This window comes from Streptomyces sp. NPDC052107, assembly GCF_040680215.1.
Classification (GTDB): domain Bacteria; phylum Actinomycetota; class Actinomycetes; order Streptomycetales; family Streptomycetaceae; genus Streptomyces.
Genome location: NZ_JBFAWG010000223.1, coordinates 1 through 3,217, shown reverse-complemented (window position 1 = coordinate 3,217; position 3,217 = coordinate 1). Strand labels below are relative to the sequence as shown.

The following is a 3,217-nucleotide window of genomic DNA, read 5'->3' as shown; positions in this document are numbered from 1 at the left end:
CGGGCGACCAGGACATCCAAAACCGTTCGGGATGCCCGCAGTGACCAGGTATGGGTCCAAGACTCACTACTGCTCACTGATTAGGAACGGTGCGTTGCGGTGGACCATGCGGGGTCTTTCTGGCTCTGAAGATGACGATGGCCGGGTGCTGGCTGCGCTGAGCGCGGACGTGCCCGTGGCGCGGCTCGGCTCGGCCTAACGTCAGCGGTCACGATGGCGTTCTCGCCCGCATCTTGGTCGCGGGCGATCCCGCGTTATGCGGGGACTTTTGCGTCGCGGTCGTAGGTGCCGGCACCCGCGTGGGCGCGTGATCGTCGGATCGCTACGTCACACGACCCGGGGAGCCTCGGCCAAACGAGCCTGCAGGCCGACAGCGTCCAGCGCCGCGAGGAAGGCGGGACGGCCGAATTCGGCGCGCCAGCTTTCCGAGAGCGGGCCGAGGTTCAGGGTGTCGAAGCCGAACTGATCGTAGAGTTTCGCGACGAACGCTGCCGCCTCGGGGAAGTCGCTGGCGGTGGTGAGTGCGCGCCGTCCGGGTGTGCCGCTCGGCCGACGATCGGTGGGGACGTCGGCCGCGGCGATGTGGTTGAAGCCCTTGGCGACGTGGGCGCCTTCGAGGTGCTGCTGCACCAGCCCGGAGGTGGTCGTCCGGCCGTGGTCCAGCTCGGGGATGTGACCGTCGCGGGGCGGATAGTAGTTGATGGCGTCGATGACGATTTTGCCCCGGAGCGGTGCAACGGGCAGGTCCCGGTATGCCGCCATGGGGATACCGGTCATGACGACGTCCGCGTCCTGCGCCGTCTTGAGGACCGTCGCTGCACGGGCGGCAGGTCCCAGCTCGGCGACCAGGTCCCTCAGCGTCTCGGGTCCGCGCGAGTTGCTGAGGATGACGTCGTAGCCGAGCTGAACCGCATTTCGAGCGACCTGGAGGGCGATACTGCCCGCGCCGATGAAGCCGATCGTCGTCACGACTTGCTGCCGGCCTGCGGGCGGACGGTGAGCACCAGCTTGCCGGTGGCGCCGCCCGCCTCGGCCAGCGCGTGAGCCTTCGCCGCCTCGGCCAGCGGGAAGGTGGCGGCGACGTGCGGGCGCAGCCGCCCCGTCTCAGCGAGAGCGGCGAGGCCGGTCATGCCGGCCCGGTCGTGCTCGACGACCAGGTTCGTGGCCCGCAGCCCCAACTCGGCGGCCCGCTTGGTCACTTCGTCGAACTCAACGGGCAGGCTGGAGACCAAGATGCCGCCGGGCCTGAGAGTTTCCAGAGAGCGCAGCCGGTCGGCGCCGCCGACCGTGTCGAGAACCACGTCGATGTCGTGGGCCCCCTTGGCGACGTCGGCGGTGCGGTAGTCGATGACCTCGTCCGCTCCCAGATCGCGCACGAGGTCGCACTTGTCGCCGGACGCCGTGCCGATCACGTACGCGCCGCGCGCCTTGGCGACCTGCACAGCGATGTGCCCGATGCCGCCGGCCGCTCCGAGGACCAGCACCCGCTGTCCCTCTCGCACGTCGGCGGTGTCGACCAACGCCTGCGAGGCGACCAGGCCCGCCATCGGCAGCGCAGCGGCCTCGGCGTGGCTGAGCGCGGCGGGCTTGGGCGCGAAGGCGCGGACCGGGCCGGTGACGTATTCGGCATAGGCTCCAGCGCCGTTCGGGTACGGCAGCATGCCGAACACCTCGTCGCCCGGCGCGAAGAGCGATACGCCCAGGCCGACCGCCTCGACGACGCCGGACACGTCCCAGCCCAGCGTGAAGGGCGGCTCCCCCAGGAACAGGCCGAGCCTGCGGTGCTGAGCGTCGGTGGGATTGATCCCGGCGGCGTGCACGGCGACGAGGACCTGCCCGACGCCGGGCTCCGGGCGCGCGCGCTCGATGGGGTGGAGCACGTCCGGGTCCCCGAGGGTGTCCTGGCTGATGACCTGCATGGTGTGCGTGTTCATGATTCCAGGCTGCGGCAGGGGCCCTGACCTCGCCAATGGCAAGATGGTCATTAACCCATAGAATCGTGCCATGGCCACGCTCGAACCCTCCACCGCCTCTGCCGGGCCGCCACACCGGGTCGTCGTCCTCGCTCTCGACGGCGTGTACCTCTTCGACCTGGGCATCCCCGAGCGGGTCTTCGGCGGGGTCCGCTACGCCGGGCTTCCGGGCGCGTACGAGGTGGGGTGCTGCTCCGCGACCGAGGACCGTACGGTCACGACCAGCACTGGCCCCACCCTCACACTCGACCACGGACCCGAGGCACTGGAGAGCGCCGACACCGTCATCCTCCCGCCCTACGACATGAGCCGCTTCACGGCCGACCTGCCCGAGCCGGTCCGTGCCGCGCTCGCCCGCATCCGCCCCGGTACCCGCATCGTGTCCCTGTGCACCGGCGCGTTCACCCTGGCCGCGGCCGGGCTGCTCGACGGACGGCCCGCGACCACGCACTGGGCACTCGCAGACGAGTTCCATCAGTTGTTCCCCCGCGTGGCCCTGGACCCCGCCGTGCTATTCGTCAGCGACGGTGACGTACTCACCTCGGCCGGTGTCGCCTCCGGGATCGACGCATGCCTGCACTTGGTCCGCCGCGACCACGGCAGCGCCGTCGCCAACCAGGTCGCCCGGCAGTGCGTGGTCCCGCCCTGGCGCGAAGGCGGCCAGGCCCAGTTCATCGTCCAGCCCATGCCCGCCCAGGGCTCCACCGGCACCGGCGAAACCCGCGCCTGGGCCCTGGAACACCTCGACCGGCCGCTCGCCCTGCGAGAGCTCGCCGCGCACGCCCGAATGAGCCCGCGCACCTTCTCCCGCCGCTTCCAGGAGGAGACCGGCACCAGCCCCGGCCGCTGGCTCACCCAGCAGCGGGTGAACCACGCCCGCACCCTCCTGGAGACGACCGACCTCTCGGTCGACCGGATCGCTGCGGAGGTCGGCTTCGCCACGGGGAACTCGTTGCGGCAGCACCTGCATGCGGCCATCGGGGTCTCGCCCCAGGCGTACCGCACCGCCTTCCGAATCCGCGGCGAGATGCCTGACGAGGAGTGACCGCCTCGCCCATGAACAACAGCATCTGCGCAGGCGAGCGAAATCGTCGGCAGTCGGCCCCACTTACCAGCCGCGCCCTGTCACCAACCTCCGTGGATAGAACAACTACCCGCCGAAGGTTCAGCTCTCCAAGCTGGTCAACTCCCTCAAGGGAGTCTCCGCCCGCCTGCTTCGCAAGGAGTACGACGCGCACGTCCGC

At 70.4% G+C, this 3,217-nt stretch carries 3 protein-coding genes and 1 pseudogene; 2 read left to right on the top strand and 2 right to left on the bottom strand.

The annotated features are described in order from the left end of the window. Positions 1-327: 327 nt before the first annotated feature. Together AB0M27_RS47145 and AB0M27_RS47140 are read right to left on the bottom strand one after the other, a co-directional pair. Entirely contained in the window at positions 328-969 is a 642-nt protein-coding gene (locus tag AB0M27_RS47145; protein WP_365732367.1) for an NAD(P)-binding domain-containing protein, read from the bottom strand. Continuing rightward, positions 966-1,934 carry an NADP-dependent oxidoreductase gene (locus AB0M27_RS47140; RefSeq protein ID WP_365732366.1) on the bottom strand — a complete coding sequence of 323 codons (969 nt, stop codon included), beginning with the start codon at positions 1,932-1,934 and terminating at the stop codon, positions 966-968. Before AB0M27_RS47140 ends, AB0M27_RS47145 begins: the two co-directional genes overlap by 4 nt. 70 nt (positions 1,935-2,004) lie before the next feature. Here AB0M27_RS47140 and AB0M27_RS47135 point away from each other — a divergent pair, with 70 nt between their 5' ends. Both AB0M27_RS47135 and AB0M27_RS47130 read left to right on the top strand, forming a co-directional pair. Next, positions 2,005-3,018 carry a helix-turn-helix domain-containing protein gene (locus AB0M27_RS47135; RefSeq protein WP_365732365.1) on the top strand — a complete coding sequence of 338 codons (1,014 nt, stop codon included), beginning with the start codon at positions 2,005-2,007 and terminating at the stop codon, positions 3,016-3,018. A 106-nt stretch (positions 3,019-3,124) separates the two neighbouring features. Beyond that, positions 3,125-3,217 (top strand): annotated as a pseudogene (locus tag AB0M27_RS47130) (transposase); the annotation flags it as partial.

What these genes read in the sequence shown, in the direction of transcription:
- AB0M27_RS47140 (WP_365732366.1), bottom strand. Translation starts at nt 1,934, where the DNA reads ATGAACACGCACACCATGCAGGTCATCAGCCAGGACACCCTCGGGGAC.
- AB0M27_RS47135 (WP_365732365.1), top strand. Translation starts at nt 2,005, where the DNA reads ATGGCCACGCTCGAACCCTCCACCGCCTCTGCCGGGCCGCCACACCGG.